Raw genomic sequence first — 15110 nt, 5'->3', positions numbered from 1 at the left:
TGTCACCTTGGTCATAATATGGCGTCATCGTCACCGAGACATTTCAGAACTTGATCCTGGTTATCCAACAGCCGAATCAGCTTAATTTTCATTTTATTAAAGCGCTGTTGCGCCAACTCTGCGTCGGCTTGTGCCAACGCTTTTTGCAAGTTCTCGACGACCGCCAGGCAGTCGGCAAAATCGTAAAAACAAAAGGTACCATGCAGTTTATGGTTCAACTCCCAAGCCTGTTGCAGCAAGCGATTGTCCACAGCCCGCTCGATCTCAAGTATCAACCCCGGCAACTGGTCAAATAATTTGGCCATTAGGATTTGGCTCAACTGCCTGTTATCCTGGGCTTTACGCAAAAGTTGCCCGGCATAATACTCGGCATTCACTGGCTCGTGTTGCCGCCAACGCACCAATAGTTGTTCCAATTGATAAAGGCGGACCGGCTTGACCAGACATTCGTTAAACCCGGCTGCAATTGCCCGTTCCTGCTGCTGATTTTGCGCGTGAGCCGTGACGGCGACTGCCGGCGTTTGCCGATTGTAGTTTTCGGTGCCGCGCAAATTGGCGGCGACATCGAAACCACTCAAAAACGGCATGTTCACATCCAGAAAGATGAAGTCGTAGCGGCGTTCTTGCAACAATTGCCAGGCCTCCCGCCCGTCTTTTGCCGAGGTGATATTGGTCGTCCAGTATTCCAACTGTTCGCGTAACAACCATAGATTGATTTCATTGTCGTCGGCGATCAGAATCGAAAAATCGTTGGTCATGGTTAATAGCTTCGAGCTGTGAATAATTTGCTGATGCCGTTATCGAATGTTTCGCGGCAAAAATCAATCTATAGTGCGGCAAACCATCGTAAACCGTTCCACACCCAAAGCGCCAGGCAATAAAAAACCCCGGCACCTTGCGGCAACCGGGGTTTTCAGGCCAAGGCCGAAGGCGATTACATCATGCCGCCCATACCGCCCATGCCGCCCATATCAGGCATTGCAGGGGCTTTGCTGTCGGATGGTGCATCGGCAATCATCACTTCGGTGGTGATCATCAGGCCAGCAACCGATGCGGCGTTTTGCAAGGCAGAACGGGTCACTTTCGCAGGGTCCAAAATACCCATGGCGATCATGTCGCCGTATTCGCCGGTAGCAGCGTTGTAACCGAAGTTACCGGTGCCTTTTTTCACTTCATTCAGAACCACAGACGCTTCATCACCGGCGTTGCTGACGATTTGACGCAAAGGCTCTTCCATAGCACGGCGCAGGATGCTGATACCTACATCTTGGTCGTGGTTGATGCCTTTCAGGCCGTCCAGGGCAGACAGTGCACGGATCAGCGCGGTACCGCCACCGGCAACCACACCCTCTTCAACCGCGGCGCGAGTTGAATGCAGCGCGTCTTCAACGCGGGCTTTCTTCTCTTTCATTTCCACTTCGGTCGCAGCGCCGACTTTGATCACCGCGACACCGCCAGCCAGTTTGGCCAGACGCTCTTGCAATTTCTCACGGTCGTAATCGGAAGTCGCATCATCAGCTTGAGCGCGAATTTGCGCGACGCGGCCTTTGATTTGATCTTCGTTGCCGGCACCGTCGATGATGGTGGTGTTTTCTTTATTGATTTGGACACGTTTGGCAGTACCCAATTGGCTGATGTCGGCTTTTTCCAAAGACAGACCCACTTCTTCGGAAATGACTACACCGCCGGTCAACACCGCGATGTCTTCCAGCATGGCTTTACGACGGTCACCAAAACCAGGCGCTTTAACGGCAGCCACTTTAACGATACCGCGCATGTTGTTGACAACCAGCGTTGCCAAGGCTTCGCCTTCAACGTCTTCCGCGATGATCAACAAAGAGCGGCCGGATTTAGCCACGCCTTCCAGAATCGGCAACATTTCGCGAATGTTGGAGATTTTTTTGTCATACAACAGGACGAACGGGTCGTCCAATTCGACGCTCATGCTTTCTTGTTTGTTGATGAAGTATGGAGACAAATAGCCGCGGTCGAATTGCATACCTTCTACAACGTCCAGTTCGTTGTTCAGGCCGGTGCCTTCTTCAACGGTGATGACGCCTTCTTTACCGACTTTTTCCATCGCTTCAGCAATGATCGCACCGACTGATTCGTCGGAGTTAGCCGAGATGGTACCTACTTGCGCGATCGCTTTGCTGTCGCTGCAAGGCGTAGCCGCTTTTTCGATGGCCGCAACCGCTGTAGTGACTGCCAAATCGATGCCGCGTTTCAGGTCCATTGGGTTCATGCCCGCTGCGACTGATTTCAAACCTTCGTTAACGATGGCTTGCGCCAGAACGGTCGCAGTCGTAGTACCGTCGCCGGCTACGTCAGAAGTTTTTGAAGCCACTTCTTTGACCATTTGCGCACCCATGTTTTCGAATTTGTCTTTCAATTCGATTTCTTTGGCTACCGATACACCGTCTTTGGTGATGGTTGGTGCGCCGAAGCTTTTATCCAATACAGCGTTGCGGCCTTTAGGACCCAAAGTCACTTTTACTGCATTTGCCAGAACGTTAACGCCTGCCACCATCAGTGCACGCGCGTCGCCACCAAATTTTACGTCTTTTGCTGCCATTTCTTATTCCTGAGATATTGGTTAATTGAAAAAGAGTGTGTCGAACGAGTTGGGATTAACCCAAAACACCCATGATGTCTTCTTCGCGCATGACGATGTATTGCTCGCCATCGACTTTAACTTCGGTGCCGGAATATTTGCCGAACAACACGCGGTCGCCAACTTTAACTTCCAGGGCACGTACTTGGCCGTTGTCTAACGGTTTACCTGAACCTACTGCCAACACTTCGCCTTCGCTAGGTTTTTCAGCAGCTGAACCCGGCAACACGATGCCGCCTGCGGTTTTGGTTTCTTCCTCAACACGTTTTACGACGATACGGTCATGTAACGGACGAATTTTCATCAATGTCTCCTTAATGTAGATAAAGTTAAAGGTTAAAAACTGTGTAAAGCAATTTAAAAAACAGCTACCCCTTACGGAGGAAGCGAGCTTTTAAGCGGCCTCAGTTTTATTAGCACTCTCTAGCAACGAGTGCTAATAATATCCGGCTTTTGCACTCTGTCAAGCTCTTTGGCATCATCTGCGCCTTACCCAAGCCATACACACTATGAACGACGAACAATTACTCCGTTACAGCCGGCAAATCATGCTGCCGCAAATCGATATTGCCGGTCAGCAAAAATTGCTCGATGCCAAAGTATTAATCGTCGGTGCCGGCGGTTTGGGCTCGCCTGCCTCAATGTACCTGGCTGCGGCCGGTGTCGGCCAGATCACCGTCTACGACGACGACCAAGTCGATTTGACCAATTTGCAACGCCAGATTGCTCACTACACCAGCGATATAGGGTTGGATAAAGTTATTTCAACCCAACAGACTTTGGAAAAAATTAATCCGGGCGTAAAAGTATTGGCTCGCAAACAGCGATTAGCCGGCGAACAGCTACTTGCAGAAGTGGCTGACGCCGACGTAGTGCTGGACTGTAGCGATAATTTCACCACCCGCTTTGCCATCAATAAGGCTTGCGTGAACCAACAAACCCCATTGGTATCCGGCGCGGCGATCCGCTTTGAGGGTCAAGTCAGCGTATTTACCCCAGGGTTAAACGATAGCCCGTGCTATAACTGTCTTTATCAAAGCGATGGCGAGGAATTGCAAAATTGCGCCCGCAACGGCGTGATTGCGCCGATCACCGGCATCGTCGGCAGCATACAGGCCTTGGAAACGATAAAGCTGATAGTCAACACCGGCAGCACATTAACAGGCCGCTTGCTGTTGCTGGACGGCCTGAGTATGGAATGGCACAGCATGCGCTTGAAGAAAAACCCACACTGCCCAAGCTGCGGCGCGAAATAAGCCAATCCACATAAAAAAGCCGAGCTAAACCCGGCTTTCTATTGCTGGCAAATAAGGCTTTATTAATTTTTTCCCAGTTTGCCTTTAACCATCAGAATGGCTTTGCTGACATTTCTCAATAGCGCCGAATCGCTATCGCCGTGCGGCTCGATGTCGCCGAACGGTTCGCCATTCTTCATGGTGTACATGTAAATGAAATACCCCAACGGTGCGAAAGCGAAGATGGCAATAATCAACATCAACACCACTAATTCGATAACTCCGCCCATATATACCTCCAACTATTTGTTTTTATTTTAATTTAGAATGAGGCCATAGACCTCGGGAATGGACTATAACCCCATCCCTTTTAGGGAACAAGCACAAAGTATTCTTTGTCAACTTATGGTTTTAACCTCAGGCTAATTTAGCCTTGGGGCAACTACGCCAACGCCATTTTCAACTATCAATCTGAGCATATGGACCATTACCCTAAAGCCAACTGGCACAGCCAAACGCCGGAAACCGTATTAACCCATTTCGGCGTAGAGCTGGGTCAAGGCCTGAGCAGCGAGGAAGCGCAAAAACGCCTAGCGACTAGCGGCGCCAACCGCCTGACTGCTCGCCGTGGCAAAGGCCCTTTGCTTTTGCTATTGGCGCAATTTCATCAGCCCTTGATCTACATCCTGCTGTTTTCCGCGGCCACCACCGCTTTTTTAGAGGAATGGACCGACAGTAGCGTCATCTTCGGTGTGGTCATTATCAATGCGGTGATCGGCTTCGTTCAGGAAGCGAACGCGCTGAAAGCCATTAACGCCCTGGCTCAGACCTTGAATATCAGCAGCAACGTCCTGCGTGACGGTCAGCGCCGAAGTATTGCTGCTGCCGAGTTAGTTCCCGGCGATTTGGTATTCCTGCAATCCGGCGACAAGGTGCCGGCCGATTTGCGCCTCTTGCAAAGCCGCGAACTGAAAATCGACGAGTCTGCACTCACCGGCGAATCGGTACCGGTGGAAAAGCAGGCACAGACTCTACCCTCGGCCACCTTATTGGCTGATCGCGCCAATATGGCGTATTCCTCGACGCTGATCAGTTACGGCAGTGCACTGGCCGTGGTGGTCAGCACCGGCGATAACACCGAGATTGGCCGCATCAACAAGCTGATCGGCAGCGCCGAACCGCTGGAAACACCGCTAACGCTAAAAATGAGCCAATTCAGTCAATTGTTGCTCTGGGTGATCGTCGGCTGCGCGGCCATTACCTTTGCGGTCGGCGTCTGGCGCGGTGAAACCATGTTGGACATGTTCATGGCCTCCGTGGCACTGGCAGTCGGCGCCATCCCGGAAGGTCTGCCCGCGGCGCTGACGATTACGCTGGCTATCGGCGTCTCGCGTATGGCCAAACGCAACGCCATCATCCGCAAACTGCCGGCGGTGGAAACCCTGGGCAGCACCACGGTGATTTGCTCCGACAAGACCGGCACCTTGACGCAAAACCAAATGACCGTGCAATTCGTGCAGGCAGGCGGTGAAATATTCGAGGTCAGCGGCAGCGGCTACACGCCGGACGGTGAATTTACAAACCATAACCAAGCGGTCGACCCGTCCCTTAAACCAGCACTATTGGAATGTTTAAAAGCCGGTCTGCTGTGCAACGACGCCAGATTAATCGCCGACACCGACAACTGGCGTATCGAAGGCGACCCTACCGAGGCCGCCTTGCTGGTAGCCGCCCACAAAGCCGGTCTGCATCAAGCCAGCGTCAGCGGCGACCATCCGCGCCTGGACGCCATTCCGTTCGAATCCGCGTACCAATTCATGGCCACTCTGCATCACAACCTGGCCGAAGACGCCCGGCATATTTATTTAAAAGGCTCGCTGGAAAGCCTGTTACAGCGCTGCGACAAGGCCTTTTCCGCCGATATGCGATTGGTTCCGCTGGATAAAAACGGGCTTAACCAACAAGCCGAAGCCTTTGCCGCACAAGGCTTGAGAGTCCTGGCTTTTGCGCGCGCTGAGCATGATGACGATGCGGTTGAACATCGCGAAGTGGGTGGCGGCCTGACCTTTTTGGGCTTGCAAGCCATGATCGATCCACCCCGCCCCGAAGCTGCCCGAGCCATTGCCGCCTGTTATAAGGCCGGCATCTCGGTGAAGATGATCACCGGCGACCATCCCGTCACCGCGCTGGCCATCGCTAAGCAGCTCAACATGCACCATACCGAACGTGTGATCAGCGGCGCCGACTTGCAACACTACAGCGAAGCCGACTATCGCAAACACGTCAAAGACTGCGATGTCTTTGCCCGCATCGCGCCGGAGCAAAAGTTGCAATTGGTGCAAGCCTTGCAGGCCAACGGTCACGTGGTAGCCATGACCGGCGACGGCGTCAACGATGCCCCGGCGCTGCGACAAGCCAACATCGGCGTAGCAATGGGCATGGGCGGCACTGAAGTCGCCAAGGAAGCGGCGGCCATGGTGCTAACCGACGACCACTTCGCCACCATCGAAGCCGCCGTCGAAGAAGGCCGCGGCGTGTTCGACAATCTGGTCAAATTCATCGCCTGGACCTTACCGACCAATCTCGGTGAGGGCCTGGTGATTACCGCCGCGGTGTTCGCCAATGTGGCGTTGCCGATTACACCCCTGCAAATTCTCTGGATCAATATGACCACCGCAGTACTGCTGGGTTTAATGTTGGCTTTCGAACCCAAGGAACCGGGTCTGATGCTCCATAAGCCACGCAATCCCAAGCAAGCTATCCTGACCAAACGCCTAATGTTTCGTATCTGTCTGGTCGGCCTGTTGTTGCTGGCCGGCGCGTTCGGCTTGTTTGAATGGGAACTATCGCAAAACGCAACCCTAGCTAAGGCCCGCACAGTCGCCGTCAATGTGTTTGTGTTTGGCGAATTGTTTTACCTATTCAACTGCCGCTCGCTAAATTACTCGATGTTCCGAGTCGGCGTTTTTTCCAATTTATGGCTGATTTTTGGTGTCGTCAGCATGATTTTGCTGCAACTGCTGTTTACCTATTGGCCAACGATGCAGGCCTTATTCGGCAGCGAGGCAATCGGTCGGGAGGAGTGGCTGTTGATTTTGGGGGTTAGCTCGGTTATTTACGTAGCGATAGGCCTGGAAAAACTAGTCGTCCGGCGCTTTAACCGCCGGCGTTGATTGCGCGAAGGTATCGAGCGCGGTTAACAGCGTTTCCAAGCTCTGTAAGGATTGTTTCTCAGCGGACTCTTGCGCTTCCAACTGCGCCTTGACAATGGCGCCGTCTATCGCCACCGCAGCCGCATTCGCCAGCTGCTGCCGGTTTGGGCCATCCGGCAACAGTTCGGCAATTACCCGCACCATATCCTGCTTGTGCTGATGGCAAATTTCCAGCACATCGGGCAACACGCCGCCCAATTCGGCGACGGTATTGATAAACGCGCAGCCGCGATAAATAGGCTTGCGAAACCATTCTGCCATAGTCGCCACCAGCGGCATCAATCCCGCACCCGCTTGCCCGCCGTGACGCTGTAAGGCATCGTTAAACCAGGCCATCCACAGGTCGTGCCGGTAATCCAAAAACGCCCGGATCAAATCATTCTTACTGGGAAAATACCGGTAAAACGTCACCTTCGTCACTCCGGACTCGGCAATTACTTTGTCGATGCCGGTGGCGCGGATGCCGTCGCGATAAAACAAATCATGCGCGGCCAGTAATATCCGCTCGCGAGGCGGGCGGTCCGACAGCAGTGTGGTGGAATCAGAGATCATGTTTCGATTGTAGACAAGTCTGTCTACAATTGCTACCATCGCCACAAGTAGACAAACCTGTCTACTTACTTTCTCACCCCAGTCAGGAGCTCAACGATGGATAGCAAACCGCCTCTACCGCCCTTTACCGCCGACACTGCCACGCAAAAAGTCCGCATGGCAGAAGATGCCTGGAATAGTCGCGATCCGGATCGCGTCGTGCAGGTGTATACCGAAGACAGCCGCTGGCGCAATCGCGCCGAGTTTCCGGTAGGTCGCGGGCAAATTCGTGAGTTTTTACAGCGCAAATGGGCCAAGGAATTGGATTATCGACTAATCAAAGAATTATGGGCTTTTACCGACAACCGTATCGCGGTGCGTTTCGCTTACGAGTGGCATGACGATGCCGGCAACTGGTTTCGCAGCTACGGCAACGAAAATTGGGAGTTTAACGAATACGGATTAATGCAGCGTCGCTTTGCCAGCATCAACGATTTGCCGATTAAGGCCGATGACCGCTTATTCCATTGGCCGTTGGGCCGGCGACCTGACGAGCATCCGGGACTGAGCGAATTGGGACTGTAAAACCAGTAAATTCAGACGCCCATAAAGCAAAAGGGGCGGATAAATCCGCCCCTGTCGGTCTAGCCTTCGCTCGTTAACGCTTAGTGGCTAACCTCGACTTTACCGCCTTTTTTCTGACCGATGGCCAACAGCGTTTCGGTGAACCAGTCGGTATCGATATTGAACGGTTTGCCGCCTTTGATGCGTGGAAACTCGATAGCGCGCAATACGTTGCCGTTATCTTCGTCGTGGCCCATCACGCCGGATTCGCGGCGAAACGCGCATTCCACGGCCAGATCAGCGCAAGATTTGATCAGACGCATATCATCAACATTGGCTGATGCGGCGCGGGCGAAATAACCGGATTTCTGCACCAGGGTTTTTTCCGCACCGATCATTTGCGCGAATTGCTCGCCAAACCATTTGCCCGGATTGACTGCATCCAGCTTGATGTGGCCGAACGCATCACGCGGCACTTCTTGGCCTTTAGCTTGCAGTTCGGCAACGATAGCTTCCACACCGGCGCCTTCGGACACGAAGATATTCACGCAATCGACTTTATCCATCACCGCGCGTAAACGCGCCGCTTCGGCTTCCAGATCGATAGCCATTTCCGGAACGAATACCGCATGCACTTCATACGATTCACGAGACAAGCCCAGCTCAGGCAGCCACTCAGCGCGATCCAGCAATTTGCGATATTCCTGCGCGGTCGCGGCGGTCAGCCAGCCACAGTTACGGCCCATCACTTCGTGGACGATCAGCATGCGTGGATTGGAATTGTTCTCGGCCACCACGTTCATGAAGTAACGTGCACCTTGTTCGGCGGCAGTCCAGGCACCCAGCGATTGTTTGATCGGGAATACGTCGTTATCGACGGTTTTTGGCAAACCGATCACGGTCAGACCGTAGTTGTTTTTGGCCAGAAATGCCGCCAAATCGGCCGCCGCAGTATTGGTATCGTCACCGCCGATAGTATGCAGAATATCGACGCCGTCTTTAATTAACTGGTCGGCAGCGACTTTTTGCGGGTCTTCGCCTTCTTTCACCAAACCGCGTTTCACGCAGTCTTTGATATTGGTCAGCTTGACGCGGCTGTTGCCGATCACTGAACCGCCGAAACGTTGCAGCAAGCCGGCTTTTTTGCGGACTTCATCGGTCACGACATAGGAGTCACCCAGCAGCAGGCCTTTGTAGCCGCCACGGTAGCAAATAATTTCGATGCTAGGATCAATTTCTGTGTAGCGTTCAATCAGGCTGCCGATAGCGGAGTTCAGGCAAGGCGCCAAACCGCCGGCCGTGAGGATTGCAACTTTTTTGGGTTTGTTCATGGGCGTTTCAAATAAAAAGTTAAGAAAAAGTGTGATGGCTCGGCGTACCAACCATCAGCTATCGCCGCGTCTCAGCGCCGGCGTTGCGATCCCTTTTGCCGCAACACTCGCCAAAACGGTGCAAGCCGCGCGATTCTAACACAAGCTTTTCTTTTATCAGGCAACGTTCGATGATCGCTCAGCTCACCCAGCTTAACCGGCTGCGCCACAAACACTACCGCATCAAAATCCAGTGGCGCGGAGGCTCGAATAAAAGCGGAGTAGGTTAGCGGCTCGACATCGGTCGTAGTGATACTAACTTTGGTTAATTCACCGCAATCGCTTAGCGAAAGCGACAAATAATCGCTGAGCCCGTGTTCGGCCTGTGTGAGCAACAAATCCTCAAGCGGCACCGCAAGTTTGCCTCGTTTGATACCTTGAATGTGTTGATATGAATTATCTGTCATCTGTTACCGCTCCGCACTGAACTAGCTAAATTGCGGTAGTAAGCTTATCGTCCTTGCGATTTATCGCCAGTGTACCAAGGTTCTAAACCAGCCTAGATCAAGCACTTAAGCGCTAAGCGGCCAGCAACCAATCCTCCACCAAGCGACAAAACGCATCCGGCGCCTCAACGTATAACCAATGGCCGGTATCTGGAATTTTCGCGATCTTTGCTTGCGGAAACACTGCATAAATCGCTTCTTCATCCAGATATTTGGAATTACCGCCACCGATGAATAACACCGACCGGACGAACCGGCGTTCGCCGACTTCCGGAAAGCCGACAATGTGATGGGCATTTTTTTGAATAATATCCAGATTGATCCGCCAGTAGTAATTGCCGTCTTTCAGCAGCAGATTTTGCAGCAAAAACTGTCGGTAGGCTAAATCCGGAACCGCCTCGGCTAGCGCCTCTTCCGCTTGCTTTCGGTTGCCAATGCTATCCACCGGCAAACGACTAAGAGCGTCTACAAGATCGTCGAAGCTATGCTGATAACTTACCGGCGCGATGTCCGCAACGATTAAACCAGCCACCCGCTGCGGATGATGCAAGGCAAACCACATCACCGCCTTGCCCCCCATGCTGTGCCCGAGCAGATGCGCGCTGTGAATACCGTGGCTATCCATAAAAGCCAACAAGTCGGCGGCCATGCTGGGGTAATCCAACACCTCGGCATGCGGCGAACTGCCGTGGTTGCGCATATCCAACACATAAACATGCCGCTGCTCCGCTAGGCGTTTGGCCACCGAACGCCAGTTACGCGAGGCGGCCAGAAAACCATGCACAATCAGTAATGGCGTGTCGCCGGGTTCGCCGAAACTATCGTAAGCCAGTTCGATGGTCGTCATCGTCACTGCGCTCAAGCAAAACCGAAGATTGCGCCCAATATCCCACCGAATACGCCGCCCCACACCACCAGCCAACCCAAATGTTGCTTGATGATGGATTGCACCATTTCCTTGACCAATTGCGGCGTTAATTCGCTCAAACGCCTGTCGATCACCATTTCGATTTTGCCGGTCAAATCCTCGCCAATCTTGTGCGCATTCAATCCTTGCTGTAAAGCGTGTTTAAACCGTTCTGACTCCACCATTTCCGAGAGAGTATGCTGCATTTTTTCGGTAAAGGGTTGTTTTAGCGGCAATAACGCCTCTTCGCCGCCCATCATCAACAACATGCCACCAAACGAAGAAGCCATAATGGAAGATACCAAGCCTTCGTATACCTTGTCGTAATCGACAGCATTTAACAAAGGTTGCAAATTCAAGACCTTGCCACCTTGCTGCTCTTCTGTTTCGATAAACTGTTCGATATTTTCCACCGTGAAAAATTGCTGCATCATCAAGGCCTTGATCGATGCTTTAAACTCTTCGAAACGCGCCGGGATAATCCCCGAGCCATACAAAAACGGCACCTTTTCGAACAGCATATGGATAGCCAGCCAATTGGTAATTGCCCCGGAAAATGCAAAAAAACCAATTGCTTTCAGCGTTTCCGGATAAAACGGGCTGACATAGCCGGCAGCGATAATCAGCAGGGAGATAAAGTTGGTTAAAAAGCTTTGATTTAATAATTTTTTCATTATTTTGTTAAGTAACATGCGAACAGCAAATTTTGCCAAACACTGTTGCCGTAGGCCAGCATAAATTGGGACTAAATATGAACAATACTATTTCTCCGAACCATAACGGTGAACCCGGCAACCAAATTCTATTTGCAACCGGGATGTGTTCGTTGGGCTGGCTGCTAGTGGCGGTTAAACCAACCGGCGTTTGCGCAATCGCCTTGGGCGATGCTCCGGAGGATTTAACCACAGCCTTCCAGGATAAATATCCTGAAGCGGCGTTTACAGACGGCTCCCCCGAATTCGAACGCATTTTCGCCGCATTGCGAAAATTTATCGACGTACCGGAGCAAGGACTGGCGCTGACATTGGATACAGGCGGAACGCCGTTCCAACAGCGCGTTTGGCAGGCATTACGGGAAATCCCTGTCGGCGCCACCGCTAGTTACAGCGAGATTGCCCGGCGCATAGGTTCGCCGAATTCGGCGCGTGCGGTGGCAAGCGCTTGCGCCGCCAATCCTTTGGCCATAGCCATACCATGCCACCGGGTATTAGGGATTGACGGGAAATTATCGGGTTATCGCTGGGGTTTGGAACGCAAAGCAGCGTTATTAGGCCGGGAGTTGCTTTACAAAAAGCAAATAATCGAAATCGGATGATAAAACCATAATCCGCAAATTGGCAGCCCGCGCCGATGAAAACCCATTTATTCAAGGCCCGCTAAATGGCTTGGCAACGTTCCGCAATCATTCTGCCGATGGGAAGTGCTGAAGTCGCGGCCGGCGAAGGCGCATTGCAGACGTGCAGCATGCGCTCGGTCTGCTTAAACAGAAAATCGTGGACGGCCTGGCCTTCATTGGTAACAACCTGAGCACGGATACCCGCCCGGAACGGCAATAAATCTTCAACGCTTAACGACGGGCAATATTTGCGGCATTTCCGAAGGTAAGCCCGTTTGCTCAACGACGTCACCAACTCTTGCCGCGCGTGGTGGCGGTAGCGATAAATCAATTTCCAGAACCCAGGAAATCCTAAAAAATCTGCGCAATCTCGCCGGGAAAACGATAACTTGGGATAGCCTTCGCGGGCGAAACCAATCACCGCGTTTGGCCCCACAGTCACACTCCCGTCTATCATACGGGTCAAGTGAATACCCAGGAACGGCAGCGCCGGGTCGGGCGCCGGATAAATGAGGTGGTTGACGACCGCATTTTTGGCTTGCGGCAATTGAAAATATTCGCCGCGGAAGGGCACGATACGAAAATCAACATCCAGACCAGCCAAGCGGGCCAACCGGTCGGCTTGCAAACCGCCGCAGACGATCAATTGGCCTGCGCGAAAGAACTCTCCGCCACCCCCGACTTCAACGTAGTGGGTACTCTCCTCAATGCGATCCACCTGCAAACCGTAACGCACCACCGCACCGCCTTGCACCACTTGTTCGGCCATTTTACGGCATACCAAGCCGTAATCGACAATAGCCGTTTCCTGGCTATATAAGGCAGCAATCCCACGAATATTTGGCTCACTGCGTGCAAGCTCAGCTCCGTCGAGGCGTTCCAATTGCAATCCGTTAGCAATCGCGCGGTCGTACAGTGTATTGATCCGTTCGTGCTCCACGCTGTCAGTCGCTACGATAAGCTTGCCGCATTCGTCGTAGGGAATCCCATGCGCGCGGCAAAAATCCTTGGTCGCCACCAACCCCTCCCTACACAGACGCGCCTTCAGGCTCCCCGGCTCATAATAAATACCTGCATGTATGACGCCGCTGTTGTGACCGGTCTGATGTTGGCCGGGCATCTCCTCTTTTTCCAACAACACAATGCGAGCGTCTGGATGGCGTTCCTGCAGCGTCAGCGCAGTTGCGAAACCGACGATACCCCCGCCGATAATGCAAAAATCAGAAAACGTCGTCATGTTGCCCCTTCAAATAATGCTGATCGAGAACCGAGCAAGCCTCGGCAAGCGAATATATCACCACAGTCGGTCGGGCGTCGTTGGCATCCTCTCCCAGCAACAGCGTCACGCCAACCCCCGCCGCTTTTGCGGCAACAATATCGGAATGTTTGTCGCCCAAAAGCAGGGAACGGGACAGATCCAAACCAAGTTCGTCGCGAGCCCGCAACATCATCCCCGGATTGGGTTTGCGTTCGAAAGACTCACGTTTGTAGTCGCCAACACCGTGCTCGGGATGAAACGGACAAAAATACACCGCTGCCAACGGCGCACCTTCCGCCGCGAAGCGCTCACTCATCCAGGCCGTAAGCGCGTGAAATTGCGCTTCCGTATAAAAGCCCCGTCCGATGCCGGCCTGATTGGTCACCACCACCAACACCAAGCCCAAGCGGGTTGCCAGACGGCATAGGTCGAAAATGCCGTCAACAAATTCAAAATCTTCGATACGGTGGACGTAATTCTTTTCGACGTTGATAACGCCGTCGCGATCCAGGAACAATGCAGGTTTTGCGTAAGTTTTCGTCATAGAACGACTAACCCGTCAAACAAACGGTTTCAGCAAACCGTGAGCGGCCAGTTGCCTGCCCAAAAACCATATCCATAACGATAAGCGCCAGCGCAACGGCAAACCTTTATCCAAAAAAATAAAACGTGTGATATAGCTTGCTACACCCAGCATTCCATGAGGCACTGAACTCGGAACACAATCATCCAAAGCGGCCGGCACTGTTTCCTTCTGACTCGCTTCAGATAATGCCCTGGCACCATTTGCCCGCATGGTGATTAGCGACAAGAAATCGCCATCATCTGCAAACCTTCCTCGCTGCCGGTAGGTATCATCCATGGGCGCCTTTCCTGCCCGATAATGCATATGCTCGAATATAAGCTCAGGTAAATAGCGAATACGTTTAAGGCCCAGTTTCTCCAAACGCTTAAAAATGTCCATAAGGTGATAATCGATGAAGGCACCTTTATAAATCATTGGAAAAGGCTCTCTTAAAATCTCGCAAGTTTTTCGGGAAAGGATAGGGAATGTGCAAAGATTTCCTTTCTTAAATAAATCGTTTCCATAGGCCAGATAGATACGATCCGGAATACTGTCATGCAATTGGCGTATTATGCTGTCCCAACCACGAGTGCGAATAATCATATCGTCGTTAGCAAGAACGATAATATCTCCACGCGCCATTTCATAACAGGCGGTATTGTATGCGCCCATGGTTGCCCGAGGTCCTATAATACGTTTAATGGTTAATCCTGGGCATTCCATCGAGTGGCTAGCAAAATCATCCTCGTCCAGGTAAACAATAACTTCCACATATTCCGGATACTCGCTATTCTCGAGAACGCTTTTTAAAAAATCGTTGGCGCGTTGCAAGCGGCCGCGGCTAGGTAATAGGAGGGAAATCAGCGCATTTTTCATAACGCCTCGATACCATCTAAACTTCCAAGAAATCCAGCCGATCTTGAATAAGCCATTAAACAAAATTTAAAGTTGACGATCAGATATTCCTCTCTCTCGAATTAGAGATTTGATATTCCGTTTTTCCATAAACTAAGGTAGTTTTAGCACGCAACAATATTGGCACCAAAAAAATTTGCCCTTCGGCAACATAAAC

16 protein-coding genes are annotated in these 15110 nt (G+C 52.1%); 4 read left to right on the top strand and 12 right to left on the bottom strand.

Going from position 1 to position 15110, the window contains the following annotated elements:
- Nucleotides 1–11: 11 nt before the first annotated feature.
- The 3 genes from JL719_RS03540 to groES all read right to left on the bottom strand — a co-directional run bounded on the left by JL719_RS03540 (nt 12) and on the right by groES (nt 2918).
- A complete protein-coding gene (locus JL719_RS03540; RefSeq protein WP_033156009.1) occupies nt 12–758 on the bottom strand; it encodes a response regulator in 747 nt (248 codons plus the stop codon).
- Nucleotides 759–934: 176 nt separating this feature from the next.
- Nucleotides 935–2575: a chaperonin GroEL gene (gene groL / locus JL719_RS03535; RefSeq protein WP_033156008.1), complete on the bottom strand. Its 1641-nt coding sequence runs from the start codon at nt 2573–2575 to the stop codon at nt 935–937.
- Nucleotides 2576–2630: 55 nt separating this feature from the next.
- Complete coding sequence (gene groES / locus JL719_RS03530; protein ID WP_020484651.1) at nt 2631–2918, bottom strand: co-chaperone GroES; 288 nt, start codon at nt 2916–2918, stop codon at nt 2631–2633.
- A gap of 205 nt (nt 2919–3123) precedes the next feature.
- Between groES and JL719_RS03525 the strand changes: the two genes are divergently transcribed.
- Entirely contained in the window at nt 3124–3870 is a 747-nt protein-coding gene (locus JL719_RS03525) for a HesA/MoeB/ThiF family protein (RefSeq protein WP_033156007.1), read from the top strand.
- 62 nt (nt 3871–3932) lie between these two features.
- On the opposite strand, the gene JL719_RS03520 is transcribed toward JL719_RS03525, so the two are convergent.
- On the bottom strand, nt 3933–4139 hold the full coding sequence (locus JL719_RS03520) for a hypothetical protein (protein WP_033156006.1): 207 nt from the start codon (nt 4137–4139) through the stop codon (nt 3933–3935).
- Nucleotides 4140–4328: 189 nt separating this feature from the next.
- Between JL719_RS03520 and JL719_RS03515 the strand changes: the two genes are divergently transcribed.
- Nucleotides 4329–7022: a cation-transporting P-type ATPase gene (locus JL719_RS03515; protein WP_033156005.1), complete on the top strand. Its 2694-nt coding sequence runs from the start codon at nt 4329–4331 to the stop codon at nt 7020–7022.
- On the opposite strand, the gene JL719_RS03510 is transcribed toward JL719_RS03515, so the two are convergent.
- Nucleotides 6990–7613 carry a TetR/AcrR family transcriptional regulator gene (locus JL719_RS03510; RefSeq protein WP_084153246.1) on the bottom strand — a complete coding sequence of 208 codons (624 nt, stop codon included), beginning with the start codon at nt 7611–7613 and terminating at the stop codon, nt 6990–6992. The genes JL719_RS03515 and JL719_RS03510 overlap by 33 nt on opposite strands.
- Nucleotides 7614–7709: 96 nt before the next feature.
- Here JL719_RS03510 and JL719_RS03505 point away from each other — a divergent pair, with 96 nt between their 5' ends.
- A complete protein-coding gene (locus JL719_RS03505; protein ID WP_033156004.1) occupies nt 7710–8177 on the top strand; it encodes a nuclear transport factor 2 family protein in 468 nt (155 codons plus the stop codon).
- An 80-nt stretch (nt 8178–8257) separates the two neighbouring features.
- Here JL719_RS03505 and JL719_RS03500 read toward each other — a convergent pair whose 3' ends face one another.
- The 4 genes from JL719_RS03500 to JL719_RS03485 form a co-directional block, all read right to left on the bottom strand.
- A complete protein-coding gene (locus JL719_RS03500) occupies nt 8258–9487 on the bottom strand; it encodes a pyrophosphate--fructose-6-phosphate 1-phosphotransferase (protein WP_033156003.1) in 1230 nt (409 codons plus the stop codon).
- Between the two features lie 71 nt (nt 9488–9558).
- Entirely contained in the window at nt 9559–9933 is a 375-nt protein-coding gene (locus JL719_RS03495; RefSeq protein WP_033156002.1) for a hypothetical protein, read from the bottom strand.
- A gap of 112 nt (nt 9934–10045) precedes the next feature.
- The gene (locus tag JL719_RS03490; RefSeq protein WP_033156001.1) at nt 10046–10819 is read right to left on the bottom strand and encodes an alpha/beta fold hydrolase; all 774 of its coding nucleotides are present in this window, start codon (nt 10817–10819) and stop codon (nt 10046–10048) included.
- Between the two features lie 11 nt (nt 10820–10830).
- Nucleotides 10831–11553: a DUF445 domain-containing protein gene (locus JL719_RS03485; protein WP_033156000.1), complete on the bottom strand. Its 723-nt coding sequence runs from the start codon at nt 11551–11553 to the stop codon at nt 10831–10833.
- A gap of 77 nt (nt 11554–11630) precedes the next feature.
- Between JL719_RS03485 and JL719_RS03480 the strand changes: the two genes are divergently transcribed.
- The gene (locus tag JL719_RS03480; protein WP_033155999.1) at nt 11631–12194 is read left to right on the top strand and encodes a methylated-DNA--[protein]-cysteine S-methyltransferase; all 564 of its coding nucleotides are present in this window, start codon (nt 11631–11633) and stop codon (nt 12192–12194) included.
- Nucleotides 12195–12255: 61 nt separating this feature from the next.
- Here JL719_RS03480 and lhgD read toward each other — a convergent pair whose 3' ends face one another.
- The 3 genes from lhgD to JL719_RS03465 are packed head-to-tail and all read right to left on the bottom strand — an operon-like array spanning nt 12256 to nt 14914.
- Entirely contained in the window at nt 12256–13452 is a 1197-nt protein-coding gene (gene lhgD / locus JL719_RS03475; RefSeq protein ID WP_033155998.1) for an L-2-hydroxyglutarate dehydrogenase, read from the bottom strand.
- Entirely contained in the window at nt 13436–14017 is a 582-nt protein-coding gene (locus JL719_RS03470; RefSeq protein ID WP_051669811.1) for a D-glycero-alpha-D-manno-heptose-1,7-bisphosphate 7-phosphatase, read from the bottom strand. The genes lhgD and JL719_RS03470 overlap by 17 nt, the downstream gene beginning before the upstream one ends.
- Before the next feature lie 15 nt (nt 14018–14032).
- Nucleotides 14033–14914: a glycosyltransferase family 2 protein gene (locus JL719_RS03465; RefSeq protein WP_051669810.1), complete on the bottom strand. Its 882-nt coding sequence runs from the start codon at nt 14912–14914 to the stop codon at nt 14033–14035.
- Between the last annotated feature and the right edge of the window lie 196 nt (nt 14915–15110).

This window comes from Methylomonas sp. LW13 (assembly GCF_016865255.1).
In the GTDB taxonomy this organism is placed as follows: Bacteria; Pseudomonadota; Gammaproteobacteria; order Methylococcales; family Methylomonadaceae; genus Methylomonas.
Note: the sequence above shows the minus strand (reverse complement) of the source record. Positions and strands in the feature narration are given on the sequence as shown.

What these genes read in the sequence shown, in the direction of transcription:
- groL (WP_033156008.1), bottom strand. Translation starts at nt 2,575, where the DNA reads ATGGCAGCAAAAGACGTAAAATTTGGTGGCGACGCGCGTGCACTGATG.
- JL719_RS03515 (WP_033156005.1), top strand. Translation starts at nt 4,329, where the DNA reads ATGGACCATTACCCTAAAGCCAACTGGCACAGCCAAACGCCGGAAACC.
- JL719_RS03465 (WP_051669810.1), bottom strand. Translation starts at nt 14,914, where the DNA reads ATGAAAAATGCGCTGATTTCCCTCCTATTACCTAGCCGCGGCCGCTTG.
- JL719_RS03520 (WP_033156006.1), bottom strand. Translation starts at nt 4,139, where the DNA reads ATGGGCGGAGTTATCGAATTAGTGGTGTTGATGTTGATTATTGCCATC.
- JL719_RS03470 (WP_051669811.1), bottom strand. Translation starts at nt 14,017, where the DNA reads ATGACGAAAACTTACGCAAAACCTGCATTGTTCCTGGATCGCGACGGC.
- JL719_RS03525 (WP_033156007.1), top strand. Translation starts at nt 3,124, where the DNA reads ATGAACGACGAACAATTACTCCGTTACAGCCGGCAAATCATGCTGCCG.
- JL719_RS03540 (WP_033156009.1), bottom strand. Translation starts at nt 758, where the DNA reads ATGACCAACGATTTTTCGATTCTGATCGCCGACGACAATGAAATCAAT.
- lhgD (WP_033155998.1), bottom strand. Translation starts at nt 13,452, where the DNA reads ATGACGACGTTTTCTGATTTTTGCATTATCGGCGGGGGTATCGTCGGT.
- groES (WP_020484651.1), bottom strand. Translation starts at nt 2,918, where the DNA reads ATGAAAATTCGTCCGTTACATGACCGTATCGTCGTAAAACGTGTTGAG.
- JL719_RS03480 (WP_033155999.1), top strand. Translation starts at nt 11,631, where the DNA reads ATGAACAATACTATTTCTCCGAACCATAACGGTGAACCCGGCAACCAA.
- JL719_RS03485 (WP_033156000.1), bottom strand. Translation starts at nt 11,553, where the DNA reads ATGAAAAAATTATTAAATCAAAGCTTTTTAACCAACTTTATCTCCCTG.
- JL719_RS03500 (WP_033156003.1), bottom strand. Translation starts at nt 9,487, where the DNA reads ATGAACAAACCCAAAAAAGTTGCAATCCTCACGGCCGGCGGTTTGGCG.
- JL719_RS03495 (WP_033156002.1), bottom strand. Translation starts at nt 9,933, where the DNA reads ATGACAGATAATTCATATCAACACATTCAAGGTATCAAACGAGGCAAA.
- JL719_RS03490 (WP_033156001.1), bottom strand. Translation starts at nt 10,819, where the DNA reads ATGACGACCATCGAACTGGCTTACGATAGTTTCGGCGAACCCGGCGAC.
- JL719_RS03505 (WP_033156004.1), top strand. Translation starts at nt 7,710, where the DNA reads ATGGATAGCAAACCGCCTCTACCGCCCTTTACCGCCGACACTGCCACG.
- JL719_RS03510 (WP_084153246.1), bottom strand. Translation starts at nt 7,613, where the DNA reads ATGATCTCTGATTCCACCACACTGCTGTCGGACCGCCCGCCTCGCGAG.